This is a genomic window from Vulcanisaeta sp. JCM 16161 (genome assembly GCF_001316285.1).
The window spans coordinates 35,138-58,638 of sequence record NZ_BBDO01000010.1; the positions used below are offsets into that span (position 1 = coordinate 35,138).

Genomic DNA, 23,501 nt, shown 5'->3' on the forward strand with positions numbered 1-23,501 from the left:
GTATTCTTGATCATTACTGCTTGATTAAAGGCTTATAACTAACCCGGGGGGTTAGTAACTAATAGAGGGGGTTAGTCATGCTATTTAGCGTAGAGCCAAGGCGACCAGAAGGGATCTTTATGATAGGGAGGTTGAGCTTAATGAACTAAGGGATAGCGTGTTTAGGGGTGATAGACTCATTGCTGTTTATGGTATTAGGAGGATTGGTAAGACGAGCCTGGTCAAGGCTTTCCTAAGCGACCTTTCTCAACCGTACGTACTTATTGATGTGAGGCAGATATACTTTGTTGAGGGTAATGTTAATGTTGGTAGCCTGGTTAGGCATGTTCTTGATGGGTTTAGGGAATTCATGGGAAGGAACGAGAGGTTTTGGGAGGGCTTTAGAGATGCATTGAGAAGTATAGACTGGGTTAGGGTTGGCGCAGGTGGCGTTGAAGTTAGGTTGTCTAGGAGGTCAAGGATGAACTTGATGGAGTTGCTCAATGTAATTGATGGGTGGTGTGGCCGTAATTCCACGAGGTTTATACTGGTGTTTGACGAGGCTCAGTACATGAGGTTTTCGAATGTTAGGTATGATGGTGTGTTGGCGTGGGCTTATGATAATTTAAGTAATGTCACGTTTATAGTGACCGGGAGTGAAGTGGGTGCTTTGAGGGATTTCCTGAGGATTGACGATCCCGAGGCGCCACTTTATGGTAGGTATATCAAGGAGGTTTACGTGGATAGGTTTAGTAAGGATGCCAGTCTCGATTTCCTTAGGAGGGGTTTCACAGAGTTGGGTGTTGAGGTCAGTGAGGGTGAGTTGGAGGAGGTTTATGAGCGGTTAGATGGCATTGTTGGTTGGTTGACGTTATATGGTTACTTAAGGGGTATTGATAAGTTGGGCCACAGGGAGGCCTTGGATAAGGTGTTCAATGATGGTGTTAAGCTGGTACTTAGTGAACTTGACGCTGTTATTAAGCCGTCGAGGGCTAGGTATCTGGCAATACTTAATGCCGTGGCCCATGGATTAAATACGTGGAGTGAGATTAGGAGATATGTTGAGGTTAGGACAGGTGAGGTCTCTGATGCTGTGTTTAATAGGCTTATGAAGAATCTCATTAGGTATGGCTACCTAAGTAAGGTCAACAATACGTACGTCATACCTGACCCAGTCGTTACCAGGGCCGTTATGGAGGTTCACATTGGTTAGAAGGGTTTTTATGGCTAGAGGGGTTGTAGTTAATTAAAGGGGTTGTAGCCATGCTCCTTGATGAGAGACCGAAGACAAGTAGGGTTGACCTCTACGATAGGGATGAAGAATTGAATGATATCCTAAGCAACATTGATAAGCCCTTGATCGTTGTTACCGGCATTAGGAGGATTGGTAAGACATCAGTGATTAATGTGGCATTGAATGAAGTTGGCATACCCTATGTATTAATTGACTGTAGATCATTGAGGGATAATTATGGTAGATCTGATCTTTATCGATTAATATCCAATGCCCTATCATCGAGTCTTGATAAACTTATTGATATCCTGAGAAGGATTAGGGGTATCTCAATCATGGGTAACACTGTCGAGGTTAGGTGGAGGGGTAGGGAACAGATCAGCCTTGCCGAGCTATTTGATAGACTTAATGAGAAGAGAATCGTGATAGCACTTGATGAGGCCCAGAGGTTAAGGGTCCATTGTCGGGTGAGGTTCTTAATGCCTTAGCCCACGCCTATGACTTTGATAGGAACATAACATTTATACTCACGGGTTCCGAGGTTGGCTTACTTTACGACTTCATTGGTATTGAGGACCCAAACTCACCATTATTTGGTAGGTATTTCCATGAGGTGAGGATTGATAGGTTCACTCATGATGAGTCCATCGACTTCCTGAGGAGGGGGTTTAAGGAGTTAAACATTGAAGTTCCTATGAGTATTATTGAGGAAATCACGAACGTGTTTGACGGCATACCTGGTTGGCTTGTCTATGCGGCCAACGCCTACATTAGGGGCGCTGGGGACCTATCCATGATTAGGGAAGCCGCGATTAATGAGGCTTTAAACGAGCTAGAGAGGCTCATAAGGGTTAAGGCGAATTACTCAGTCGTTAACGCCAGGAGGACGGCGCTGGTGCTTAGGTGTATTGCCAATGGTGGTAATACGTGGTCTAAGGTCGTTAAGTGCGTGGAGGATTTTGAGGGTGCAACGGTGTCACCGACATCGCTGAGCAACGTAATAAGGACCCTGGAGAGATTAAGCATAATTAGGGATTACGAATTCCTGGACCAATGTACAGGGAGGCGGCTATGAGACTAAGTATTCCCAATTACTAAAAGATTTATTTTTAGATTCACCATAATACAGGTGGGTGGAGCGGTGGGTCACGTATTTGTTAGTGTTCGCTTTAGGGGTAGGGATGAGTTCGCAATGGAGAGGGTGCTAGTGGATACCGGCGCGTCCTTCACGGTCATGCCCCTGGAATTGGCTAAGGAACACTTCATAGAGACCCCCTTCGAGGTTGAGGTTAGGTTGGGTGATGATAGGGTGGTGAGGGCTAGGGTGTTCATTGCTGAGGCTGAGATTGAGGGTAGGAGGGGCCCTGTGAGGATACTCGCGTTCAGTGGTGCAATGCCCGTGATCGGTGTTGATACCTTGGAGACCCTTGGGCTCAGGGTCGACCCGGTGACTGGCAGGATTGAGAAGACCGAGTACTACATGCTGTTTGTGCGACAATTTACGTGATTGCGGAAATCACCGCAATTGACCTAGGCATTACTTAAGAAATCCTCCTCGGGAAGAATATTATTGAGTGGTTCGCCCTCACGCATTAGGAATTGTATGAGGTCTTTATCCCTGGTTAATAGCTTTAAATCCCTTGTGACGGCTGTGGCGTATAGAAGTAGGTCTATTAAGTCATTGAACCCTCTTCGCCTAAGCCTGAGGGCTTTAATATAACCATCAAGTGTTGGCTCGGTGAGTATGAACTCACCGCCAATGATCTTTAAACCCCTCCTCACGATATCCTCATCGTAATTAAGCCTGGAGAGTTTACCCAGGATTTCAATAATGTTGTACTGCGTGTAATAGAATTCAGCCCTAAACCTCCTCCTCACCCTTGACAGCGCGATTAATACCTCCTCCACACCCTTAACATTAATACCTACAATAGGTAGGAGGTAGGTCGTATCAAGAAGTATCCGAATCCCTGCCCCAATACTCATTCTGCATCCCTTCAGACTCCCCTTCAAACTCCTCAAAGGTCACCTCAGCGAACTTTTTTAACCTTCAACGCATACTCAAATGGATCCTCAACACGCTCAATGATTATTCTATTACCATCAACCCTTAAAACAACGTAATCACCCTCAGAAATACCTACTGCCTCAGAAATTGCCTTAGGTATGTAAATTGTGTTCTTCCTAGAAACCCTAACCCTAACCTCCAGCATACCTTAAACTATTAATAATCTGAGCCTATAAATATTTCTGAGAAATAATTAAGTCTCAGATACTCATTAAGCCCTGTACTGCCCAAGCAACCTCCTTAACTCACCAACCTCCCGTTCTAGCCTCTCGTCCCAGACGTCTAGGAATAACTCCTTAATCGTTAAGACCCAGTTAACGACCTCAGTGATGTCATCCTTAACCTCATCAGGGTCCTTATAATCGACTAGGTTCGGGTCGAAGCCGTTGTAGGAGAATCTATGAAGCATCAATGCGGTTTTTACTATGACTTCCACTTCTATGCCCAGTCTCTTCAGGTCCTTAGAAATACCTACTAACCCAGTGGTTGGTGCCGAGTAACCCACGTCCTCATACCAAGCCCTCCTCCTCTCATCCACCCCCTCTATGATCTTGACGAAATTCTTAACAACCAACGCACTGACTATAGACTTAACGCTCATGAACGCCTTAGCTGAAGCGTTCTGAATCATGCCTCTACCCAGCATCTCCAGCGCTAGCCTAGCCTCGGTTAAGCCGTCAAGGACCTTGGCATAGACATACGCCCTGGGGTCCCTCTTATAATCTAAGTAACCAACCTCCACATTGAAAACGCCGCAAATCGCTTAATAACGCTTTTTAGAAATTCTATCCCTAAACACCCTGTAATACACATAATCTAAGTCGGACTCGCCCAGAATCCTCACGTACATACGGGCAACCAACCTACGCGCTAGTTCCCAATCGACAGCGTAGATAGGTACGCCATCCCTTAAAACCACGTACACTAACTCATTGGGTGCCCTGCTCAGGTCTACGAGGTCCACCTTATCTACGGGCACGCCAAGTGCGTCGGCTAAATCCTTAACTAATTCAACAACCTCCTCATGATTAAGTGGGCCCCTCGCAAGGACCGCAATATCATAGTCACTATCCTCCCCAGCGCTACCCCTGGCGCGACTACCAAAGAGGAACGCCAGCACCACGCCATGCCTAGCGAAGACCCTATTAAGCATCTCACCGGATGTTGATGGATCAATACCACTCTTATTAATCAACGACAATAATTGATTCACCAGGCGGGTATATTCCTAAGAACCCAAGCCTTAAACCCAGTAATTCATCCCTACTAAAGGACCTATATGCATGGGCAAGCATATTCCTATTAACGGCAACATCTCTAATCAACTCCCTAACCTCCATTTAATGATTAGGCATTAAGCAATGAACCGGGAATAAATACTTTATGAACGTTAATTAGGAAGCTGGTTTGCAGTAATTAATCCTAGTAATTTACGGAGTCCCTTGCTGGGATAAGGTGGTTTTAATGGGCTGATATTAGTCGAGGCCTTATGTTACTGGAGACGAGGTTAGGTTACTCTCCATTAAATTTAATGCTCTCAATGTCCGTTGAGACTTAGTTAGTAAGGAAGCCTTTGGGGATGTTGTGATTAGGCATGGAGGCAGGGTCATCGAGTTGAGGAATGTACTCCTACTGAGGCCTAGGCACACAGCATCGAGCAATTCACAATACCGAGGGAAGCCAGGGAAAAATACGGAATAAAATCATTAGACGAAATCGAAATAATTGCAATAAGTCTAGAACACACCAAGAAGGCCAAGGAGGTTGAGAACTTCACCGAGGCTAAAAACAAGTGGCCACTAAACATGGACATAACTAAACTACTTGGTGAATAATACTACCATAGGTATTATTTTACTGTAATTACATTAGCTACTTGATTTACCGTACTCCCATATTTGCATCATTAAGATAAGGAAACATGCTTAAGCTCATGATTGATAATGGATTACTCTATTGATGATATTACTGAATCAATTAGTAAGTATATGATGTATCCCATTATTGGTGAATATATTAAAGTAGTTATTAGAAGCACGAGCATCGGACTAAGGACAATGGGCCCAAAATATATGGGTCCCAATGGTGACAATGTGATTACGATTAGCACAAGCAGTACGGGTAGGAGTAACGCAGCGACTAGGTAAATCTCCATGAATAGGCCGAGCACCTGGGTCGTACTCCTTAGTTTATTATACCTATTCCTAATTAGATACTCGAGCTTAAGCATCAATATGTCAGCTAGGTTCGCACTGAGTAAGTATGACTCGGCTATTAGGCCGAAAACCTCGTTATAGGTCCTGGAGGGGACACGGTCCAGGCTCGCCCTAATGGCCGTGAGTATGTCCATGCCGCCCTCCCTAACGTCCCTAAGTATTAGCCTGAACTCCCTGGCTATGTACGGGTCCCTCTCAATGGTGGCTAGGGTACTGACCAACTCCTCAAGCGTAACCCCACTGGCTACCAGCGGTATCATGACCATCAGGTATTCACCAAGTACCTCTCGAAGTGGCTCGACCTCACGTAGACCCTCGCATTGGCATACATGAGCACGGACAGGTAATCAATCAATAATACAATAATTACCATGAGCAATGCATTCCTCACCGTACTCACCAGCGTAAGTGCGTAGGCCACCATTAATGCCACAATGATTATTGGAGTGTACGTAGCTATCACGGCTACGAAGTCCCTATTAAAGCCATAACCGCTGAGTAGGTAGAGCCTATTGACGTAATTACTAACCCAGCGCCTATAAACCGTCAATGGATTAATCAAGGCAACTCACCGCTAATCACGGCCCTATAGGTCCTCTCGGGATCAACGTAGTAATTCCTAGTAACCCTAAACACGGCATCAGGTGACCTAAACCCGTACCTCGCCATGGCGTCCAAGACCTCAACCCTCCTCCTAAGCTCCCTATCAACCTCCTCCTGAGACGCCCTACCTGCCCTAATGAGGTCAGCGATTAAGGCGCTATCGCTTAATTTAACTAGGGCATCCCTATCCTTACTCCACCTGAACAGTGTATTAACCCTCAAGCCACCCCTAGTAATATCCAACAACTCGCTAATGTCAATAACACGTCTAACAACCCTATCACCCAGCTTAACCCTATTAATCATTATGAATATATTAGCCAGCGGTATTAGGGCAGGGGGCACGCTCATGGGCTTAGACAAAAGCCTCCTGACGGCAGCGTTAAGTGAACCGGCGTGTATGGTCGCCAAGCCGGTATGACCACTCGCTAATCCCTGGAAGAATACGTAGGCCTCCTCACCCCTCAACTCACCAACGACTAGGTAATCAGGCCTTATCCTCATTGAAACCTTGACCAGGTCATAAGCTGTAACACTCTGCACATTGGGCGTCTCGGACTCCCTAACGACTAGTGGTATCCACTGCTCATGCGGAATATTGATCTCCCTGGTGTCCTCGATGGTCACGATCCTAGCCTCAGGTCTTATAAGGAATAACAGGGCGTTGAGCAGTGTTGTTTTACCTGCGCCAGTGGGCCCGATGATGACCAAGTTTATGCCGTTCTCGAGCATAAACCATAGAGTCGCCATCGCCTCAGCGCTAATGATATTATTCATTATTAAATCAACAATGGTTATTGGATTGGACCTGAACTTCCTAATGGTTATTATTGGCCCATGGGGCGCGACATCTCGGAGACTAAGCTCTACCCTAAGACCTTCGGGCAGTAGGCCCTCGAGTATTGGGTATGCCGAGCTAACGTTCTTACCAACCCTCTGGCTAACCTTCACAATGAGGCTTCCCAACTCCTCACTGCCTAGGGTGATATTGGTCCTGAGGTGCTCATACCTACTGTGCCACACGTAGACGGGCTTGTTAGGCCCATTAACGTTGACGTCTTCGATATACTCATCCCTAATCAGTGGGTCTATCTTGCCATAGCCCACGGTGTCCCGCACCAGGTAGTACATGACACTCCTCAACTCATCATCGCTTAGCCTAATTCTCAATTTACTCATTGCCTCATTGACCAATGACCTGAGGTGTTCCTCGATATCGCCGCTCTCGGGCAATGCGCTGCCTGTCTTTATTAATTCCCTGGTCCTCATGAGCACCCTATTGGCGTTGTCGCTCAGTGTCGGTTCAATAACGTTGTATAGATAGAGCCCGTGTCCCTGTCCCTAACAATGAGCACGCCCACTAACCCCTTAATGACCTCGTACTCGTCAATTAGCTCAACATCCTCTTTATCCACGGTTTGTCTTTTTCAATTCTGGGTTTTAAATCCTAATTTTAAAATTTAGATTTATAACTTAGAAGTAGAATGCATTAAATTAAGGCAATAACATGAATAGAGAAACGACATTAATATTAGTGGTGATAACAACCATAATAATTACGATTACATTATCGTACATACTACTGCCAAAGACATACGTACAGGTGAGTATTGGCAAGTTAACATTGAGCATACCGATACCCTACAGCGTATTAGGTGTCACAGTAACGGCAATAGCGATAGCCATTGAATTACTACCCCTATCAATAATCGAGTATAGGCTGTGGCGTGTAAATAATGAAATACTCATGGACATGCCCACGATAATAAGAATAATAAGAGACGGCTTAAGCTCGGGTCAATCTCTGAGTGGTGTTGCTGAAACGCTAACGAAAGCCGGTAAGGGCAGACTTGGCAGGATAATAGCTGAGTCAATCAGAAAGGAAATCATGGGTGTGGCAACAATGAGGGAAGGTCTCACCAAGACATCCAGCGAGTTGGGTAATAATTACCTTGCGATGCTTGCGGCAATACTCGATACCGCAATAAAGTCAGGGGCAAGGCTCCAGGAGACACTGGACATGGCGTATAAGTCCTTTGAGGACTTAGTAAGTTATTACCTAGAAAAGGCGAATCAAGTTAAGCCTTACCTAGCTCTAATATACGTAGTCATTGCAATATATATAATACTTGCTGATGTAGTAATTTACCTAATGATGCCAAGCATAGGTAAAATAACGATAAGCACATCAACTGGCGCGATAGCAGTGCCAACATTGTCCATGATTAATGTGCAACTATTCTCGTCAATTATAATGATAAGTAGTATTATTCAATCAATAATTGCAGGTGCGATAATCGGGAGAATAGTATATGGGAAATCAACCGTGGGCTTACTACATGCATCTATTCTAATAATTATCACAGCCCTAATAAATTACTTAATGTACGTGATAATGTACGTACACATCGTGTGAAGAGATTCGGTGAATTGAAAGATAGGTTTATAAAGAGGGCGTGTGGATTAGGAATTGATGGTGCAGAATAGAAATAGTAGAAAAAGCTTGGTATAGAACCAATAGTCGCGGCCATATTACTGATAGTAATAACGGTAGTAGCCGCGGTACTACTCTACATGTGGTTCAGCGGGTACCTATCAGCAACAACGAGTAAGGTAAGCTCAATGGCGACGCCAGAGCAATTCCAGGTAGTCGCGGCAAGCCTATCAATAAGTAAGGGATTAAATGCCTACGTCCAGAACACGGGCTCGGTGACCGTAACCATAACAGGCGTTTACCTACTAAATGCAACGAACGGGAACCTAATATGTCAGATACCAATAACCGCAACCTCTATATCACCAGGAGCTACCGTGGATATCACGAATAGTTCAAACTTTGCATCAACATGTAGCGTGACTCCTGGCACATCCTATGAACTATTATTCGTGACATCAAGCGGCACTAAATATGCAGCATCCGTAGTAGCTTCATCGTAGTCAGACAAATGCATTATGTATTGTTGGGTAAAAATTAAATCATAAGTGGTTTTCTATGGTTTCCTCCGGCATCAGTGAGGTTGTTGGTGCAACAATACTGCTAGTCATAGCCGTGGCCCTAAGCCTACTAATCTTCGGGTACTTCTACGGATACCTGGAGTCACTTGGCTACTCACTGGCAAATGCGCTTGGTGGTTCCTGCGAGTTCTCGATAATGAGTACGGCATTCAACACCACGGGCTCCTCAATAACCTCAGTAGGCATAGCCTATACAACTATGGTAATAAGCCGTGCAGTATATCGGGCGTGTACATACTGAATGAGTCAACCATATACCCAGTGTCCGTGGCGAGTAACTGCGTAACAAACCCACTGGTTAGGCTTGGCCCGGGCAGGTAGTTATACTCAATTTTCCAAACCTAAATATACCATATAGCACGAATTACCTGGTGAGGGTGGTCTCGTGTGATGGCTTTACGGCTGAGAAGGGACTTGGGCAGTAAGGGCTTGGGGGAGCTTTATGTAATGGTGATAATGATCATAATAGTCATAATGGCGCTCACCATAATTTACTCAGTGCTTAACGGCTTCAGTAAATACGTAATGGAAAGACAACAGACGTTGGAAACTCTCATGAGCATTAAGGTGACTATGTCTCTCAACAGCTTCAACCCAGCCAGTAATAACTACGTAGTAGCTATAAAACTAAGTGGAGCCACACCGCTTAGTGGTGTCAAGGCGATTTGTAAATACGATACGGGAAATACCCAATACATGCAGTACTGTAACTACGTGGTGATCAGCAACACTATTTACGTGACAGTGCCAAACACGTTAATCAATGAAGGAATAGGGAATTTAATAATAACGATACCAATGAGTAATGGATTAACACCAAGCATAGACCTCTACAGAGGACCAATAGAGGTCAGTGTGATAGCACCGTCAGTGGTCTACTTAGGCTCGGTGAGTACGGTGCAAGTAATCGTTTTACTCACGAATAACTCCACAGGTTGGGTAAATGCCACGGTAATAGCCAATGTTAATGGAGACACCGTAACAAACAGTACAATATTACCACCAGAAGGCTCAACGGCTGTAGCAATCCCAATTGGTATAACGAGTATTGGGACGATGACAGTACCAATAACAGTACTTGTGAATAATTACACGGAGGTAGTACTCCCTGCACAAATAAGTGTGCAACAACCACCGAGCGCCTCAATACCGCTCCCAGCACCATGCCAAAGCCAAAACATGGCATTTGGATATGTAGGAAACGCATCATTAGCAGGATTGCAATATAGTACCTATCCCCAGGGTAGCTCAAATCCCTACTGGGGAGTCGCGGTGTTTCAGGGCAACTTAGCTGGGGTTCCTAACCCAATATATACGTATGCAATTGAGGAATTTGGATTGCAAAGTTATTACGTGGTCATGTATTACTACGACGTCTCCTCCCTAAAAATAAAACCCAGCAATTACCCGCACGTATCTGCTTATTTATACCCCGCGCAATTCGTTGTTAACGGCACCGTCTTCTTCCTCTTTATTGTAATGAGTAATGGAAAGGCATTAGTCATTTACTGGCCATCAAACACCACAAGCTCCAGCCCATCGGGGAGCAATGCCATAAGCAACCTGGATAATGCCATACAAAGTCTGCTACCTAATATTAATGGTGTAATCAACATTAGGGGAGGCACGATATTTACGGGCACATGGATAAACTATATGCTCACTGTAAGCAACTACATACGGGGCAACCCAACATACCAATACATAGGCTTCGGAATCTACCTACCAAACCCATACCAAGGCTACTACAAGTTCCAGGGCGTAGCCTACTGGGACTACATATGTATCGGTAAGTAAGGCCCGAACATTGTGTATTCATGGTTCCCTCTTTTCTTTTTACTTTTAATCTTTTAATAGTATCTAATTAAGACATGAGCAATAAAACAAATATTAATTGGTACACGTGTAAATGTTTTTAATAATATTACACTAAGGTTTATATTCAGTGTGATAACAAATAGAAACAATGCACTGGCTACTAATAAGGGTAATCAAGGACAGACCCGGCATACTAAATGAGATAACGGCGTCATTACTAAAACAGGGCGTTAATATAGGGAACGTAATTGGAAACTCATACGCACTAATGCTTAATATAGAGGATCACGTGAGTGAGGCAATCTATGATCTAGGTATTATCAAAGATATTGAACCGCTAGGTGTCATAAATCAACCAATAACACCACTAGCCTTCTCCCAAAGGCAGCTCCTCACAGCATTTAAGGCAGTACTGCAGCAGGTAGGTGCGCAGGAAGTGGAACGAACATTATACAGGCTTGGCTACGAATACGCAAGAGCAATAGTTACAGAAATACCCATGGGAGACCCAATAACGACGATAAGGACATACCTATACACGGCAACGGCATACAACAGACTAATAATAAAAAGCATAGAAATGACGAGAAACGAGGTAAAGATAGAATTCGCAAACCCATTCGACGAAGAACTAAACACAGCCTTCACGGAGGGTTACATACACGGATTAGTAAACACGGCACTATCGAGACTCCACACAATTACAATAAGCAAACACAACAACACATACATAGCCATAGCGAAACCATTGCAGTATATTTAACTGATGGAGAATCCGGTATCTTATAGGGTTCTTGTTTCTAGACTAGTGATTATCAAGCCCTGGCCAGGTTAATGATGTGGTAAGTCTCGTAAATAAAAATAAGGCATTGTGGAATTAAGAATGAAAGTATTTTTATAGTAAATATGGAAGAGCCAAGAAAAAAAGATAATTACGAAGAGTGAATGGGGATTTGGTGAGTTCAGGATGTAAGGACTACGTTAATGAGAGGAGTTTAAACTCATCCTTAATTAACTTAACGTTTTTAATACCCGTTAAGGCGCAATCTTAAGGAATGTGAGTCATAAAGACGAGAAACAGCCTTACTATGGCGCAGGTTCAAGTTTGAGAAGAAACGACTTGCACTCGTGAGTGCAAGGTTGAGTTATACTTAGGGGCTATTTTTAAGTCCGTGTATAGAATCACGGTAATGACTCTATTCATAATTCATAAAAATAGATAAAAATTCGATCTACGAAAGGATCATGAGAGAAGATAAAAGAATCAAAGCAAATAACACCGAAGGTGTTGAGGTAACGACGGCTATCAACTCTGGTAATTAACGTAGATAATACCCCAATTAGCCTGTCCAGCACCATTTGTCCCTGCCACACCAAATACGTAGGTGCCACTACCCGGTGGTGTAAAGTAGCCATTTAAACTCAGCGTGAAACTTGCCGACTGTCCCGTGTTTAGGTCATATGCCGTACCAGTTAATGTATTGGTGCTAGGGTTATAACTCACCGTAATACATATGTAGTCGCCGGGCCTGGGCTGGAAATAGCCGGTTCCAATACCATCCCAACCGGAGTAAGGGCTACCCAGATTCGGGGATGGACTTGGTCCAACATTCGCAGAAGATCCTTTACGATTTGAGGCTATCCAAACATCCCACTGGCCTGGCGCACCACTGGTCGTGTATGCGTATTGCCAGAGTGGGTTCCACTCAATGACTAGGTAGGGTGATGGACTTTGCGGGAACATCACGTCACCCTGCACGGGTGATATTGCGAATGTATAGATATTAGATGAGACGTAGGGTATTGAGTAATTGTAACTGCTACTGATTTGCCATTGGGTGGGTTTTAGGAATAGGTAAATTACGTAGCCATCACCAACGTAGGGATATGCCGGCGAAGTCTGGGGCGTCCCATTATTGGAGTACACGCCTATCATTGTTATGGTGACTGTACCGCCGCTATAGCTTTCCTGCCAGAACATGGCGCCTGAGGACCAGCTATAGGCTGAGCTAACCATCTTAAGGACAGGCTGATTAATGCTTGTCGATATATAATACCAGTAGTTATTCGGTGAGCTCGAGGGGCCGTAATATGCGGGCCAGGAGTTTGTAGGATAGTACCCAGTAAATGGATTACCAAGGTCACCCTGGTAAACATGGGTACATACCACGCCTGTAAGCCATTTAGCAGGTTCATTACGTCTGACGTGGGTGGGTTTATGGTTTCCGCGAATCCGTAGTAATACGTTACTCCGGTGGTTAGTGAGTAGCTGTACTGGCCGTTGAGCATAATGGTGCTCGTTACGGGACTACTTAGCACGAGCTTTTGTATTAGTAGGTTTGTACCTGCCCTTAGGCTTATGCTTCCCTGGCCTGTATATCTGCGTGCCATTTATGTAGTCGTAGCTCACAATTGTATTCGTGCTGAGGGTCATGGTTATTGTGCCTGCCGTACTCGCATTCAGCACCACAAGCGGCGTGGTCAGTACATAACCACTCGTTGTGCTCATGGTATACGCGGTTAATGTGGATGAGAAACCACTAGGTGTTGGGCTCCACGAGGCACAGCCGCATGGGCATGAACCGCTTATTACGGTTATTGGTGAACGAGTTGGCTTAATGTTAATTATTCCATTGTACTTAAATATCACGTCAGCTATAATGGGTATACATAATAATACTAGTAACAACAGTAGTATAAGAACCATCAATATTGTATTACTCACCCTCATAATCAATCGTCCCCTCAGTAATCACTTGGCTAAACCCGGCCTTAATGAGCTCTAGAATCGCATTTTCAATACCAACGGCTTCTGTACTCGAGTCTTTGCGAATTATTAAGTTGTCTCCATCTTTAATTAATGCGACATTGCCTACCCTAATCTCGTTATCGTACCTAACATACTTAATGTTAATCCTTCTGAGCATGAGCTCAACCGTACTTAGTGCATCACGATGCAATACATATCTACGCCTAATGATTAACATCACATCAACATCAAGCCACTTAGCCCCAGTGGCCATATTAAATACTGATAATATAGCCAGGGCCAGGAGTATGTACGTGGGCAGGCCAAGCACTGATGTATGCAGTAAATATACGTATAAGTAACCATTTGGGGTTGGGAACACCGCATAGCCTTTAACCTGTAGGTACCTCTGTTGAAATAATATTGTGTCCAGTAGCATCATTAGTGAGAGTACTGCGAAGAAGGCCGAGAGATAGAGCGGGTACCTTGTCCTACGCCAAATAACCGGTATTAAACCAGCATCTAATGCGAAGAGCCACACAGCGAATACGGTCGGTGGTGGAGCAACGTAATTTAAGCCGAAGAAGTCCACCAAATAGCCCCAGGGCATTAAGGCTATTGAATAATCCCTACCATAAATTCCATAGGCTGGCATAAAGAACCACGTAACCACAAAGACTACGGCAAGCAGTAATTGTAGTAAGACTTCAAGCCTCATGCTAACCACCCGGCTGAATCACCTTTACCATTAATTGATTAATTGTAACGTTTTTGCCTGGGTATATATACGTGATCTTCATGGGCATATAAAGTACATAACCGCTGCTGAGCATTTCGTTGAGGCTACATGCGTACACATAAGTATTACTACTTGGTTTGATGGGTATTGTTAAATTAATGATATGATCCCCGGCAGTCACGTAGGTATTAATAATCGTAGACCCAATGTCATTAAACAGGTAATAGCCTGGGTTTGTGTGCGTGAATAGACTCATATTTGTTACGGAATTTATTATTACGGGAACTACCGTATTAATACCCAGCTCTATCGTAATTACGCAATTACTGTAATTGAACCCAATTATGTAAACCCTATTTACCACATGGACGGGCGCAACGTCAAAGAAGGCTATGTAGGCGGGATTACCGTTAAGATAACCCCTAACTAAACCCTTAATACCAGCATTACTAAGGCCGACCCACTGCGGTGTCAAGGGTAGCTCAACAACTAGGGAGCCGTTCATAAGGGTTATATTACCATATTGCCCTGTTTCAACGACCTCAACCCAACCACCGGAGGGTCTGAAGGTTAAGTTACCATTATTTACTACGGCTAGCCTTATGATCACGCCATTGGAGGTCACGTTCAGGGACACTACCTTTATGTATGGAGTGTCGCTTAATACGTAATAGTGAATTAGGCTCATGGCTGATTTAGCCGTGCCCCATATCAGGATTAGGGAGAGGATAAGGGTTAAGATGGAGATAAGAATTGTGATTTTAAAGGGGGTGTTTAAAGCCACAAATTAATCACCTCACGGTATAGGTATGGCTGTGCCACTCACCGTGTTATAGCCGAAGTTCACAGTTATTGACTCGGTGGATGAACTGGTCACTGGTAGGTTCGGTGATACATACAGATGTATGTAATATGTGCCTGAGCCTAGGCTGCATGTGCCTGTTGAGGCCCCATTAACAGTCCATGTCCAACTACTTGATGTAGTTGAGTATGTTAATACTATCGTGCACGTCGGGTTGTTAGGGCTTGCTTGTGGCGCTATGTAGATCGTCATTGAGCTAACGGCTGCTGTGCCCGAACTTGATACGCCGGTTACATATAGGTAACCGGCGGTATTAACCGTTAATTGACCAGCCTCGTAATAATAGACAGCGGAGCTATTGGTTATTACCAAGCTGACCGTGAAGCCACTATTTGTTCCTGTAAAGTTTATGAACGGTTCAGCGGCAGTATTTGTTGGTCCAGCGTTTGGACCTGTTGCGAAGACCAACGGTGAAGTGCTCATTGGTTTTACGTTAACAGTACCTGTATATACGAATATTACGTCAGCCAACGCTATTGTTGCAACAGCAGCCAGCGCTATTAACGTTAGTATGGCAAGTCTCTTATTCCTTATGTTTAACATTATATTTCTCATATTCAATTTATTTCTCATGCATATTCAGTTTTTAAACTTTTTTTTCTTTCAATTTAAAGCAGAAGCCTTCATATATTAATTGAGTAGTTATAAATGAGATGAACGATTAATACTTTTGATTATGGGTTAAAGCTTTAATTAGTGCTATCATTACTCATCATCAATGGTCATTAAGATTAAGCCACCGAAGGGAACGCTTGCCGAAGACATAATTTACCATGCGAAGGCATTAATCACGGGCTTTAAGGAGGCTGTGGAACCGAATAGACTCACGATACAATACCCGCGCGAGATTAGGTGGGTACCGAGAGGTTTAGGGGTTGGATAATGCTGGACATTAGGAAGTGCATAAGCTGTTTCCAATGTGCATGGCTTGCCCGGTCAATGCCATCCAAATGTATAGGGCCCCGAATGGTAAGTTCTACCCGGGTATTAGGTATACGGAGTGTATACTGTGCCACTTCTGTGTTGATGCGTGCCCAGTCGGTGCTTTAATACCAACGCCTATTCACGATATTGCCTATGTTGATTTTGATGAGGTTAAGTTTAAGCCTGAGGATATGTCTAGACCCCCTGAGTATGTTTATGACGAGTCTGAGAGGGTTATTAAGTATGAGATTAGGATGGTAAGTTATTGAAGATTGCACTGCCTAAGGATGAAATCAGGAAGAGGATTGAGGAGCTTGATAAGGTCATTGAGCAATCCGGTGGTGCTACCGCCGCGGCCGAGTCATCATCGACATAATCAGTGCTTTGCCCTGGTCTGGAGAGTAATTGGTTAATACCTGTTTTTACTATGGCTATTGATGAGTATTAAGGTTAGGGTTGGTATTAGGGTACCCAAGTTCCCCAGCGTCATTAGTGGCGGTATTCGCATACTCAGTGAGTATAACTTTGACTTCGGCGTTCAGCTTGATAGGGCTAAGCTCCTCAAGCTAATCGCCTTCGGCGTGGCCAGCCTACGGAGCTTATTAGGAGGTTGAACATGCCCAGGGCTAAGGTTTTCAGGTACCTAAACGCCCTCATTAGGCATGGTTGGTTGGTTAGGAAGGATGGTGGTTATTACCTGGCGGCCACGATATTCCTAGTCTACAGGGTTAGGGAGCTCGGTGACTACGCGGTTCTCGAGGTTCTCAACGATAAGGGGGCGATTGTCGATCAGAGGGCTGGGCTTGTAATTATTAATGGTAAGGAGTCACCAAGGGCCTGCCCAAGGTGCCCATTACTCCAGGAATGCACCAATAATATTAAAAGTATTAGCAGGTCGTTGGGTATCACCATTAAGTCTGTAACGCCCGCCGACGCATATCTCGAGTTGATTAGTACTATAATTAATGAGGGTCTTGTTAAGATTCTTCTGAATGATTACATTGATCTTCACGTTAATAATAACGATTCAACTTAGTTAATTTTATTTTAGCAATTTTTAGGTTGTGCTTTAACGTATGTATTGTTTGATTAGTTTAACGACTTCGGTGGGTGTCTTGGCGACGGGTACATTAACCTCCTGGAATGCCTTAACCTTGCTTTCGTAGGAGCCCATGCCCATGCTAACTATGGCCCCTGCATGGCCCATCCTCTTACCTGGTGGTGCTGTCCTACCCGATATGTATGCCACCACGGGTTTTGTGACCTTCCCAGACCCTATGTACTGGGCGAGCCTCTCCTCCATTGTGCCGCCTATCTCGCCAATGACTACTATGTACTTCGTCTCTGGGTCCTCCTCGAACATCTTCACGACCTCAAGCATGTCCGTCCCAATTATTGGGTCTCCGCCAATACCCACCACCGTTGACTGTCCAATACCCGCCTGGGTTAGGTGGTAGGATATTTCGTAGGTCAGCGTTCCACTCCTCGATACGATACCAACGGGCCCAGACTTCGTGTATATGTGGTTTGGCAGTATCCCGACCTTAGACCTCAGTGGGCTTACAACCCCTGGGCAGTTAGGCCCTATTATGGTCACGCCCCTCCTCTTTGCGTAGTTCACGAATCTTAGGGCATCATGTATTGGTATGTGCTCGGTGATTATCACGATTAACTTAATACCTGCGTCAATTGCCTCATATACGGAGTCAGCCGCGAATTGGGCTGGTACGAAGATTATTGAGGTGTTTATGTCAGGGAACTTCCTCAGTGCCTCCTCCACGGTGTCGAAAACAGGCACTCCGTGAACCGTCTGGCCACCCTTACCCGGTGTTACACCTGCGAGTACCTTAGTGCCATACTGAAGCATGTACTGCGTGTGCCTTGAGCCCTCCCTACCCGTTATTCCCTGGACCAGGACCTTCGTATTCTCATTTACGAGTATGGCCATGTCCATCACCTCGCCAGCGCCTTTGATAATGCATCCATCGCCTCCTCCGCAGTTTCATAGGTTTTAAGCCCTATCTCAGCCAGTATCCTCCTGCCCTCCTCCTCATTAGTGCCCTTTAACCTAATGAATATTGGCTTGTTCGTCTTAACCTCATTCAGAGCCTCAACAACCCCCCTGGCAACCTCATCACACCTTGTTATTCCGCCAAATATGTTTATTAAAACGGCCTTTATCCTATCGTCCGTTAGCAGCATCTTCAATCCCTCCCTAACCGAGTCCTTACTAGCTCCACCACCAACATCGAGGAAGTCGGCTGGTTCATGGCCGAACTCCTTAACCAGGTCCATCGTTGCCATCGTTAAGCCAGCGCCATTGGCCATAATCCCCACGTAGCCGGTCAACTCCACGTAATGTAACCCATACTTCCTAGCCTCGAGCTCCTCAGTTGTGTAGTCACTATCCTCAACGCTAATGTCGGGATGCCTATAGAGCGAGTTATCATCAATCATCACCTTAACATCCAACGCCACCAACTGACCATCAGTTGTTAATGCCAATGGATTTATCTCCACAAGCTCAGAGTCATACTCTGTGAAAACCCTATACATGGCCCTGGCCACCGTCACGAAGTCCTGGGCGGCAGAGCCCTCCAAACCAAGCTTTTGAGCCACTCCCCTAATCATGTAGTCCCTAAGTCCCTCATAATCATCAATGTAAAGCCTAACTATCTTCTCAGGGCTTCTTCTGGCAACCTCCTCAATATCGATGCCACCCTCCGTAGACGCAAGCATTAGGTAGCCCCTATTTTCCCTGTCCAGGGTTATTGATACGTAAAGCTCCTTGGCCACGTTAACCCCCTCCTCAAAAAGCACCTTTCTAATTGGGTAGTCCTGAATAACCTTGCCCAGGTAATCCCTTGCGGCGTTCTCGGCATCCTTAATTGTATCGACCCTTCTCACCAAGCCCATCTTAGCCCTACCTGCGAAGGGTACCTGGGCCTTAGCGAATAATGGGAACTTGAGAGTGTTGAGTATGTCTATGTCGTCAAGGCTCTTTACTATGGCACCCCTGGGTATCTTAACGCCATACTTATTTAGTAATTCCTTACCCTTATACTCGAGGAGTCTCACGTTAAACTATGCAAACTAGCCTTAATTTAAGCATTTACATTATTTATAGACGTAACTAGGAATTAAGATTCCCTAACCAACCTCATGAACCTCATGAATGCCTCATCAACCTCATCCCTCTTCGGTACGGCAATAATTATGGAGATACCAGGCATCGAAAGAGCGGTGCTTCTCGCCTTATTTAAATCCGTGAATTCAAGGGCATCTTTACCATGTATGACAAATACCTTACCGCCAAACCTGTTGGGGTCCATATACCTAACGACATACCCCTTAATTAAGTCCTCAAGTCTCTCCATGGCTATGCATTAACCATTGCCAGCCTAATTTTTATTTTACCTCAAAACTTCATTAATTTGCATGGACTCAATGAATGAGTTAATAAAGGAGTTAAGGTTAATGAGATAGTCAATGCATTATTAATGGCGTTTAAAGCGGGTAATAGGGATTACGTATCATCAACAGCCGAACTCCTGCATGAGGAATTCACGTACACAGTCTCAGAATCAACAGAATTAACAGGCGATACCCTCAAGCGTGCATCACTCCTTCACGCACTGTACTGCCTAAGCTTGGTCTTCTTAAGCTGATGAATAATGAAGCCTTGGTCACAAACCCAATTGAGTTATTAAGAGTGGCTGTGAATGATGGGGATTTATCGGGCCTAACGCAGTCGTTAATTACCGCGTCAGCCCTGCTCATTAGGGTGATGAGTCATGGGTCAGGGACTTCGGCGAATTGATCCAGGAAGTTAACAATGAGTTGCTTAAGAACATGCTCTCGTCATTTCTCGAAGTGGTTAGGGCCGTTAAGGCTGTAAATCCCTGATTAATGTGACCATGTTCTTACCCTCAACCTTAGTAATCCTAACAAGGCCAAGGCCCTCAAGTCTCCTGATGCTCCTCCACACGGTAGTCCTCGGTATACCCAAGTCCCTGGAAATGTCGATTTCGAAGGCAGAGCCGCCCCTGGACCTCAAGTACCTCAGTATCGATAATTCATAGTCATTGAGGTTTAGCGATGTTTGAGGCGTGGATTCCTCCTTCGGCGATTTTCCCCGCCTCGCTATCAAGGTATATAATGCGAATGCCATAATCACTATTATGATGACGATTATCATTGCAAGATACTCGTAATTAATAATGCGTGGCACTGTTATTGGCGCGTGCTTAGCCGTGGATGTAGGCATTATTGTGTATAGGAATTCACCGGGCCCCCTCGCCGTTATTATTAACTCATTATTTACCATGCTCATGCTAATTAATGACAGCGTTATGTTGGCTATGAGTATGTCATTGGGTATTATGATCTCAACGGTGGAGTTACCCACGTTAATGCCGACAAAGTTATTCTCAACGAATACCCTTGGTACATACATTATGGATACATTAGCAGTGCCTAGGACAGGTATTATTATTGATGTGCCGTTGATCATGTATGCAGTTGCAGATCCATTGACGAGGACCATGATGTATGACTGCGGTTGGACGGGTAATTGAAGGGTCACGAACTCGCCGGTCAACGTGGTATTTAGGCTAACGGTTGATGTACCGTTACTATATAGCGTTATTATCCAGATCAGCATTAATGGCGTAATTACCATGTTTAATTAACGATTTTTGATGATTACGCATCTTATAAAAGTTTCCCTATTTATGTACCAAGGCCCCAACTACTTATGTAGCGTTTCTGCTCCTCGGTTAGTTGGTCGATCCTTATGCCCATGGTCTCGAGTTTAAGCCTTGCAACCTCCATGTCAAGCTCGTCAGGTAGCTTATGAACACCAAGCTGTAGCTTGCCCCTATTCTTGACTATGTACTCAACGGCAAGTGCCTGGTTGCTGAAGGACATGTCCATAACCTCGCTTGGGTGGCCCTCAGCGGCTACTAAATTAACGAGCCTACCCTCAGCAAGTAGGTAGACTCGCTTACCGTTTGGTAGCTTATACTCAACAACATAGTCCCTAATCCTCCTCTTCTCAGCCGCAACCCTCTCGAGACTGGCCACGTCAATCTCTACGTTGAAGTGACCGGCATTAGCTAACACGGCACCGTCCTTCATCCTGAGTATGTGGTCCAGGGTTATTGCATTTATGTCGCCGGTGGCCGTTATGAATATGTCGCCAACCTCCGCGGCCTCGCTCATGGGCATGACCTCAAATCCGTCAAAGACCGCCTCAAGTGCCCTTACAGGGTTCACCTCAGTGACTATGACCCTACGCGCACCAAGTCCTTTAGCCCTCATGGCTATTCCACGGCCAACCCAACCATAGCCCGCGACAACGACGACCTTACCAGCGACTAAAATGTTCGTGGCCCTTAATATCCCATCCCAGGTGGATTGACCAGTCCCATACCTATTATCGAATAGGTACTTAGTGTATGAGTCGTTAACGGCAATTATTGGGTACCTAAGAGTTCCCTCCCTGGCCATCGCCCTCAGCCTAATGACACCCGTCTCGTTTCCTCAGTACCACCGTAAACGCCACTTATTAATTTAGCGAAGTCCCTGTCACCGGCTGTCTCCAATGCGTAACTCACCTCGTTACTCTTAACGCCAAGGGCTAACTTATGAAAGGTCACCGTTAGGTCCGCGCCGTCATCCATCGTAACCACGGGTTCCTGAGAAATCGCAAAGCCAATCGCGTTATAGTACTCCCTCTCATTCATGCCCTTCCATGCATATACATGCACGCCCTCCTCAGCCAGTGCGGCAGCCACCTCATCCTGTGTTGAGAGTGGGTTTGAGGGTACCAGGGTTACCGTAGCCCCACCAGCGACTAATGTCCTGACCAATACTGCGGTTTCCTTAGTCACGTGCAGACTAGCCGAGACCTTAATACCCTCGAGAGGCTTCTCCTTAATGAACCTCTCCCTAATCTTCATCAAAACCGGCATGTGCCTCTCGGCCCATTCAATGAGTAGGCGTCCCCTCTCAGCGAGTGATATGTCCTTAACCTTATACGCCATTCAGGTCAATGCGTTGACTCACTGAAGTATTAAAATTTTAACAAAAGGTTATCAACCGTATAGTAATTTCTCTGTTTGTTTATCGAATATCTTTATCTTACGCGAATTGAAGTAAACATGCACTGGTTCACCAAGTCCAAAACTCGTTGATGAGACAACCTTTATTTCCGTGCTTTGCAGCTTAACCATTACGTTGAACTTACCACCAGCGAACTCCGAGATCTCCACAACCCCCTTGCCTACGTATGTCAAGTCATCATTATTAATGACCTCCTTAGATAATATCACGTCCTCAGGCCTTATACCGAGGATTACACTCTCATTACTCTGTACGCCTATGTTCGGCGGTAACTGAACCTTCACGTCACCTCCATCGAAGTACGTCTCATTGCCCTTACCAACTATTGAGCCATCAAATAGGTTTATATCGCCTATGAAGTTCGCCACAAATACGTTGGCCGGCCTATCATAAATCTCGTTGGGCAAGCCTATCTGCTGAATAACCCCCCTTCTAAGCACTGCTATTCTATCGGCCAGCGTCAGTGCGTCGGCTGGGTCGTGGGTCACGAGTATTGTGGTTATCCCAAGCTTCCTCTGGATATCCTTCACGAATGCCCTGGCCGTAACCCTAATCCTAGCATCAAGGTTACTGAATGGCTCATCCATGAGGAGCACCTGTGGCTCCTTAACCAATGCCCTCGCAATTGCAACCCTCTGTTGTTGGCCACCGGATAGTTGCCTTGGGTACCTATCCAGCGTTTCGGCAATGCCGAGTACCTCGGCTATCTCCCTGACCCTCTTCTCAATCTCGTTCTTCGGAAGCTTCTTAATCCTGAGTGGGAAGGCTATGTTATCAAAGACCTTCATGTGCGGGTAGAGGGCCCAGTTTTGGAATACCATGCCCACGTTCCTATCCTTTGGCGGTATGAAGATCCCCTTCTTTGGTGATGCAACGAGTGTATCGCCAATCCAGACCTCACCATCCGTTGGCTCCTCAAGACCAGCCACAACCCTGAGAAGTGTTGTTTTTCCATGGCCAGATGGCCCCATCACAACCATGAACTCGCCAGATTTAACCTCAAGCTCCACCTTGTCTAATGCAACTACGCTCTTTCCAAAGATCTTCGTAACCTCATGCAGGTAAACCCTCACCATGCCCCTACAACACTACTAGCTATTTGAACAAAAATAAACTTTTCCAATAAGACCGGGTATAACAAGTATTAACTTCAGTAATGGGTTAACTC

Annotated in this window: 33 protein-coding genes and 1 pseudogene; 15 read left to right on the top strand and 19 right to left on the bottom strand. The window is 45.1% G+C overall.

The annotated features are described in order from the left end of the window. Nucleotides 1-157: 157 nt before the first annotated feature. Genes JCM16161_RS12015 through JCM16161_RS12025 form a run of 4 tightly spaced genes read left to right on the top strand, consistent with a single transcriptional unit; the run spans nt 158 to nt 2,720 of the window. The gene (locus tag JCM16161_RS12015) at nt 158-1,192 is read left to right on the top strand and encodes an ATP-binding protein (RefSeq protein ID WP_243671580.1); all 1,035 of its coding nucleotides are present in this window, start codon (nt 158-160) and stop codon (nt 1,190-1,192) included. Nucleotides 1,193-1,242: 50 nt separating this feature from the next. After that, a complete protein-coding gene (locus JCM16161_RS18780) occupies nt 1,243-1,701 on the top strand; it encodes an ATP-binding protein (RefSeq protein WP_243671581.1) in 459 nt (152 codons plus the stop codon). Further along, the gene (locus JCM16161_RS18785; RefSeq protein ID WP_243671582.1) at nt 1,674-2,288 is read left to right on the top strand and encodes an ATP-binding protein; all 615 of its coding nucleotides are present in this window, start codon (nt 1,674-1,676) and stop codon (nt 2,286-2,288) included. The genes JCM16161_RS18780 and JCM16161_RS18785 overlap by 28 nt, the downstream gene beginning before the upstream one ends. Nucleotides 2,289-2,342: 54 nt before the next feature. Further along, nucleotides 2,343-2,720 carry an aspartyl protease family protein gene (locus JCM16161_RS12025; RefSeq protein ID WP_243671583.1) on the top strand — a complete coding sequence of 126 codons (378 nt, stop codon included), beginning with the start codon at nt 2,343-2,345 and terminating at the stop codon, nt 2,718-2,720. Nucleotides 2,721-2,743: 23 nt separating this feature from the next. On the opposite strand, the gene JCM16161_RS12030 is transcribed toward JCM16161_RS12025, so the two are convergent. From JCM16161_RS12030 to JCM16161_RS12055, 8 genes are all read right to left on the bottom strand, one after another. Beyond that, entirely contained in the window at nt 2,744-3,121 is a 378-nt protein-coding gene (locus JCM16161_RS12030; protein ID WP_243671584.1) for a PIN domain-containing protein, read from the bottom strand. Between the two features lie 122 nt (nt 3,122-3,243). Beyond that, nucleotides 3,244-3,426 carry an AbrB/MazE/SpoVT family DNA-binding domain-containing protein gene (locus tag JCM16161_RS12035; RefSeq protein ID WP_243671585.1) on the bottom strand — a complete coding sequence of 61 codons (183 nt, stop codon included), beginning with the start codon at nt 3,424-3,426 and terminating at the stop codon, nt 3,244-3,246. A 66-nt stretch (nt 3,427-3,492) separates the two neighbouring features. Further along, a complete protein-coding gene (locus tag JCM16161_RS12040) occupies nt 3,493-4,023 on the bottom strand; it encodes a PaREP1 family protein (protein WP_054855990.1) in 531 nt (176 codons plus the stop codon). Nucleotides 4,024-4,044: 21 nt separating this feature from the next. Continuing rightward, complete coding sequence (locus JCM16161_RS12045; RefSeq protein WP_243671586.1) at nt 4,045-4,494, bottom strand: nucleotidyltransferase domain-containing protein; 450 nt, start codon at nt 4,492-4,494, stop codon at nt 4,045-4,047. Further along, nucleotides 4,469-4,621 carry a hypothetical protein gene (locus tag JCM16161_RS18790; RefSeq protein ID WP_243671587.1) on the bottom strand — a complete coding sequence of 51 codons (153 nt, stop codon included), beginning with the start codon at nt 4,619-4,621 and terminating at the stop codon, nt 4,469-4,471. Before JCM16161_RS18790 ends, JCM16161_RS12045 begins: the two co-directional genes overlap by 26 nt. Before the next feature lie 608 nt (nt 4,622-5,229). Beyond that, nucleotides 5,230-5,763: a type II secretion system F family protein gene (locus JCM16161_RS18795; RefSeq protein ID WP_243671588.1), complete on the bottom strand. Its 534-nt coding sequence runs from the start codon at nt 5,761-5,763 to the stop codon at nt 5,230-5,232. Continuing rightward, nucleotides 5,763-6,059, bottom strand: a complete 297-nt coding sequence (locus JCM16161_RS18800; RefSeq protein WP_243671589.1) for a hypothetical protein — start codon at nt 6,057-6,059, stop codon at nt 5,763-5,765. The genes JCM16161_RS18795 and JCM16161_RS18800 overlap by 1 nt, the downstream gene beginning before the upstream one ends. Next, entirely contained in the window at nt 6,056-7,369 is a 1,314-nt protein-coding gene (locus JCM16161_RS12055) for a type II/IV secretion system ATPase subunit (protein WP_243671590.1), read from the bottom strand. Before JCM16161_RS12055 ends, JCM16161_RS18800 begins: the two co-directional genes overlap by 4 nt. Before the next feature lie 238 nt (nt 7,370-7,607). Between JCM16161_RS12055 and JCM16161_RS12060 the strand changes: the two genes are divergently transcribed. The 5 genes from JCM16161_RS12060 (at nt 7,608) to JCM16161_RS12080 (ending at nt 11,696) form a co-directional block, all read left to right on the top strand. Continuing rightward, a complete protein-coding gene (locus tag JCM16161_RS12060; protein WP_054855992.1) occupies nt 7,608-8,516 on the top strand; it encodes a hypothetical protein in 909 nt (302 codons plus the stop codon). A 158-nt stretch (nt 8,517-8,674) separates the two neighbouring features. Next, nucleotides 8,675-9,037: a hypothetical protein gene (locus tag JCM16161_RS12065; protein WP_054855993.1), complete on the top strand. Its 363-nt coding sequence runs from the start codon at nt 8,675-8,677 to the stop codon at nt 9,035-9,037. Between the two features lie 55 nt (nt 9,038-9,092). Then, complete coding sequence (locus JCM16161_RS12070) at nt 9,093-9,356, top strand: hypothetical protein (protein WP_054855994.1); 264 nt, start codon at nt 9,093-9,095, stop codon at nt 9,354-9,356. 149 nt (nt 9,357-9,505) lie between these two features. Beyond that, on the top strand, nt 9,506-10,912 hold the full coding sequence (locus JCM16161_RS12075; protein ID WP_243671638.1) for a hypothetical protein: 1,407 nt from the start codon (nt 9,506-9,508) through the stop codon (nt 10,910-10,912). Nucleotides 10,913-11,081: 169 nt separating this feature from the next. After that, a complete protein-coding gene (locus JCM16161_RS12080) occupies nt 11,082-11,696 on the top strand; it encodes a hypothetical protein (protein ID WP_054855995.1) in 615 nt (204 codons plus the stop codon). Nucleotides 11,697-12,239: 543 nt separating this feature from the next. Here the strand turns inward: JCM16161_RS12080 and JCM16161_RS12085 are convergent. The 5 genes from JCM16161_RS12085 to JCM16161_RS12105 form a co-directional block, all read right to left on the bottom strand. Further along, nucleotides 12,240-12,950, bottom strand: a complete 711-nt coding sequence (locus JCM16161_RS12085; RefSeq protein WP_243671591.1) for a PA14 domain-containing protein — start codon at nt 12,948-12,950, stop codon at nt 12,240-12,242. Nucleotides 12,951-13,241: 291 nt separating this feature from the next. Further along, nucleotides 13,242-13,640 (bottom strand): hypothetical protein, encoded by a 399-nt coding sequence (locus tag JCM16161_RS12090; protein ID WP_243671592.1) that lies wholly within the window; start codon nt 13,638-13,640, stop codon nt 13,242-13,244. Nucleotides 13,641-13,650: 10 nt separating this feature from the next. Then, a complete protein-coding gene (locus JCM16161_RS12095) occupies nt 13,651-14,409 on the bottom strand; it encodes a hypothetical protein (RefSeq protein WP_054855998.1) in 759 nt (252 codons plus the stop codon). Further along, on the bottom strand, nt 14,402-15,058 hold the full coding sequence (locus tag JCM16161_RS12100) for a hypothetical protein (protein ID WP_243671593.1): 657 nt from the start codon (nt 15,056-15,058) through the stop codon (nt 14,402-14,404). Before JCM16161_RS12100 ends, JCM16161_RS12095 begins: the two co-directional genes overlap by 8 nt. Before the next feature lie 159 nt (nt 15,059-15,217). Then, nucleotides 15,218-15,838 carry a hypothetical protein gene (locus JCM16161_RS12105; protein WP_054856000.1) on the bottom strand — a complete coding sequence of 207 codons (621 nt, stop codon included), beginning with the start codon at nt 15,836-15,838 and terminating at the stop codon, nt 15,218-15,220. 163 nt (nt 15,839-16,001) lie between these two features. Here JCM16161_RS12105 and JCM16161_RS18805 point away from each other — a divergent pair, with 163 nt between their 5' ends. The 4 genes from JCM16161_RS18805 (at nt 16,002) to JCM16161_RS12115 (ending at nt 17,243) form a co-directional block, all read left to right on the top strand. Then, nucleotides 16,002-16,166, top strand: a complete 165-nt coding sequence (locus JCM16161_RS18805) for a hypothetical protein (RefSeq protein WP_243671594.1) — start codon at nt 16,002-16,004, stop codon at nt 16,164-16,166. Between the two features lie 67 nt (nt 16,167-16,233). Beyond that, nucleotides 16,234-16,476 carry a 4Fe-4S binding protein gene (locus JCM16161_RS18810; protein WP_243671595.1) on the top strand — a complete coding sequence of 81 codons (243 nt, stop codon included), beginning with the start codon at nt 16,234-16,236 and terminating at the stop codon, nt 16,474-16,476. A gap of 168 nt (nt 16,477-16,644) precedes the next feature. Beyond that, a complete protein-coding gene (locus JCM16161_RS18815; protein WP_243671596.1) occupies nt 16,645-16,821 on the top strand; it encodes a hypothetical protein in 177 nt (58 codons plus the stop codon). A gap of 2 nt (nt 16,822-16,823) precedes the next feature. Continuing rightward, complete coding sequence (locus JCM16161_RS12115) at nt 16,824-17,243, top strand: hypothetical protein (RefSeq protein WP_054856001.1); 420 nt, start codon at nt 16,824-16,826, stop codon at nt 17,241-17,243. 33 nt (nt 17,244-17,276) lie between these two features. Here JCM16161_RS12115 and sucD read toward each other — a convergent pair whose 3' ends face one another. The 3 genes from sucD to JCM16161_RS12130 form a co-directional block, all read right to left on the bottom strand. Continuing rightward, nucleotides 17,277-18,155 (bottom strand): succinate--CoA ligase subunit alpha, encoded by an 879-nt coding sequence (gene sucD / locus JCM16161_RS12120; protein WP_054856048.1) that lies wholly within the window; start codon nt 18,153-18,155, stop codon nt 17,277-17,279. Between the two features lie 5 nt (nt 18,156-18,160). Continuing rightward, nucleotides 18,161-19,285: an ADP-forming succinate--CoA ligase subunit beta gene (gene sucC, locus JCM16161_RS12125; RefSeq protein WP_054856002.1), complete on the bottom strand. Its 1,125-nt coding sequence runs from the start codon at nt 19,283-19,285 to the stop codon at nt 18,161-18,163. 62 nt (nt 19,286-19,347) lie between these two features. Further along, on the bottom strand, nt 19,348-19,584 hold the full coding sequence (locus JCM16161_RS12130; protein ID WP_054856003.1) for a hypothetical protein: 237 nt from the start codon (nt 19,582-19,584) through the stop codon (nt 19,348-19,350). Between the two features lie 123 nt (nt 19,585-19,707). Between JCM16161_RS12130 and JCM16161_RS18820 the strand changes: the two genes are divergently transcribed. Together JCM16161_RS18820 and JCM16161_RS18825 are read left to right on the top strand one after the other, a co-directional pair. Further along, complete coding sequence (locus tag JCM16161_RS18820; protein ID WP_243671597.1) at nt 19,708-19,875, top strand: hypothetical protein; 168 nt, start codon at nt 19,708-19,710, stop codon at nt 19,873-19,875. Next, nucleotides 19,875-20,027, top strand: coding sequence for a hypothetical protein (locus tag JCM16161_RS18825; protein ID WP_243671598.1), 153 nt, complete (start codon nt 19,875-19,877; stop codon nt 20,025-20,027). The genes JCM16161_RS18820 and JCM16161_RS18825 overlap by 1 nt, the downstream gene beginning before the upstream one ends. A 66-nt stretch (nt 20,028-20,093) precedes the next feature. On the opposite strand, the gene JCM16161_RS12140 is transcribed toward JCM16161_RS18825, so the two are convergent. The 3 genes and pseudogenes from JCM16161_RS12140 to JCM16161_RS12150 form a co-directional block, all read right to left on the bottom strand. Then, nucleotides 20,094-20,870: a winged helix-turn-helix transcriptional regulator gene (locus JCM16161_RS12140; RefSeq protein WP_243671599.1), complete on the bottom strand. Its 777-nt coding sequence runs from the start codon at nt 20,868-20,870 to the stop codon at nt 20,094-20,096. Between the two features lie 68 nt (nt 20,871-20,938). Then, a pseudogene (gene ahcY / locus JCM16161_RS12145) lies at nt 20,939-22,254 on the bottom strand (adenosylhomocysteinase). Nucleotides 22,255-22,305: 51 nt separating this feature from the next. Next, nucleotides 22,306-23,409: an ABC transporter ATP-binding protein gene (locus tag JCM16161_RS12150; RefSeq protein ID WP_054856005.1), complete on the bottom strand. Its 1,104-nt coding sequence runs from the start codon at nt 23,407-23,409 to the stop codon at nt 22,306-22,308. Nucleotides 23,410-23,501 lie beyond the last annotated feature (92 nt).

Bases quoted from the DNA above. Each gene is read 5' to 3' on its own strand.
- JCM16161_RS18780 (WP_243671581.1), top strand. From the start codon at position 1,243: ATGCTCCTTGATGAGAGACCGAAGACAAGTAGGGTTGACCTCTACGAT.
- JCM16161_RS12035 (WP_243671585.1), bottom strand. From the start codon at position 3,426: ATGCTGGAGGTTAGGGTTAGGGTTTCTAGGAAGAACACAATTTACATA.
- JCM16161_RS18790 (WP_243671587.1), bottom strand. From the start codon at position 4,621: ATGGAGGTTAGGGAGTTGATTAGAGATGTTGCCGTTAATAGGAATATG.
- JCM16161_RS18795 (WP_243671588.1), bottom strand. From the start codon at position 5,763: ATGGTCATGATACCGCTGGTAGCCAGTGGGGTTACGCTTGAGGAGTTG.
- JCM16161_RS12055 (WP_243671590.1), bottom strand. From the start codon at position 7,369: ATGAGGACCAGGGAATTAATAAAGACAGGCAGCGCATTGCCCGAGAGC.
- JCM16161_RS12060 (WP_054855992.1), top strand. From the start codon at position 7,608: ATGAATAGAGAAACGACATTAATATTAGTGGTGATAACAACCATAATA.
- JCM16161_RS12065 (WP_054855993.1), top strand. From the start codon at position 8,675: ATGTGGTTCAGCGGGTACCTATCAGCAACAACGAGTAAGGTAAGCTCA.
- JCM16161_RS12070 (WP_054855994.1), top strand. From the start codon at position 9,093: ATGGTTTCCTCCGGCATCAGTGAGGTTGTTGGTGCAACAATACTGCTA.
- JCM16161_RS12075 (WP_243671638.1), top strand. From the start codon at position 9,506: ATGGCTTTACGGCTGAGAAGGGACTTGGGCAGTAAGGGCTTGGGGGAG.
- JCM16161_RS12080 (WP_054855995.1), top strand. From the start codon at position 11,082: ATGCACTGGCTACTAATAAGGGTAATCAAGGACAGACCCGGCATACTA.
- JCM16161_RS12085 (WP_243671591.1), bottom strand. From the start codon at position 12,950: ATGGTTAGCTCAGCCTATAGCTGGTCCTCAGGCGCCATGTTCTGGCAG.
- JCM16161_RS12090 (WP_243671592.1), bottom strand. From the start codon at position 13,640: ATGGTTCTTATACTACTGTTGTTACTAGTATTATTATGTATACCCATT.
- JCM16161_RS12105 (WP_054856000.1), bottom strand. From the start codon at position 15,838: ATGAGAAATATAATGTTAAACATAAGGAATAAGAGACTTGCCATACTA.
- JCM16161_RS18805 (WP_243671594.1), top strand. From the start codon at position 16,002: ATGGTCATTAAGATTAAGCCACCGAAGGGAACGCTTGCCGAAGACATA.
- JCM16161_RS18810 (WP_243671595.1), top strand. From the start codon at position 16,234: ATGTATAGGGCCCCGAATGGTAAGTTCTACCCGGGTATTAGGTATACG.
- JCM16161_RS18815 (WP_243671596.1), top strand. From the start codon at position 16,645: ATGAGTATTAAGGTTAGGGTTGGTATTAGGGTACCCAAGTTCCCCAGC.
- JCM16161_RS12115 (WP_054856001.1), top strand. From the start codon at position 16,824: ATGCCCAGGGCTAAGGTTTTCAGGTACCTAAACGCCCTCATTAGGCAT.
- sucD (WP_054856048.1), bottom strand. From the start codon at position 18,155: ATGGCCATACTCGTAAATGAGAATACGAAGGTCCTGGTCCAGGGAATA.
- JCM16161_RS12130 (WP_054856003.1), bottom strand. From the start codon at position 19,584: ATGGAGAGACTTGAGGACTTAATTAAGGGGTATGTCGTTAGGTATATG.
- JCM16161_RS18820 (WP_243671597.1), top strand. From the start codon at position 19,708: ATGGCGTTTAAAGCGGGTAATAGGGATTACGTATCATCAACAGCCGAA.
- JCM16161_RS18825 (WP_243671598.1), top strand. From the start codon at position 19,875: ATGAATAATGAAGCCTTGGTCACAAACCCAATTGAGTTATTAAGAGTG.
- JCM16161_RS12140 (WP_243671599.1), bottom strand. From the start codon at position 20,870: ATGCTGATCTGGATAATAACGCTATATAGTAACGGTACATCAACCGTT.
- JCM16161_RS12150 (WP_054856005.1), bottom strand. From the start codon at position 23,409: ATGGTGAGGGTTTACCTGCATGAGGTTACGAAGATCTTTGGAAAGAGC.